This window comes from Acinetobacter sp. NigerLNRRAM0016, assembly GCF_054112845.1.
Genome location: NZ_JBSYVT010000126.1, coordinates 1 through 427, shown reverse-complemented (window position 1 = coordinate 427; position 427 = coordinate 1). Strand labels below are relative to the sequence as shown.

The window sequence follows — 427 nt, the reverse complement described above, 5'->3', positions numbered from 1 at the left end:
GTCAGTATTTCGATTATCGTCAAATTTCTCAGTTAATTTTCAATATATTTTTATTCGATAAAGTCCAATTAACTTTGGATAGAACCAACTGGAAATGGGGGAAACGAGATATCAATATCTTGATGTTAGCCATCGTCTATCGTGGAATAGCCATACCTATAGTTTGGACATTGCTCAATAAACGGGGAAATTCAGATACAAAAGAGCGTATTGCTTTGATTCAACGCTTTATCTCTATTTTTGGTAAAGACCGTATTGTGAATGTGTTCGCAGACAGAGAATTTATCGGTGAGAAATGGTTTACATGGTTAATTGAAAATGACATTAACTTTTGTATACGTGTTAAAAAAACTTCATTGTGACCAATCACTTAGCCAAGAATCATAAAATTAGTGATTTATTTCGTCATCTTCAAGTTGGTCAAACT

Annotated in this window: 1 pseudogene; it reads left to right on the top strand. The window is 33.0% G+C overall.

Annotation, left to right across the window (positions count from 1 at the left end):
- A pseudogene (locus ACWQ4X_RS19825) lies at nucleotides 1–427 on the top strand (transposase); the annotation flags it as partial.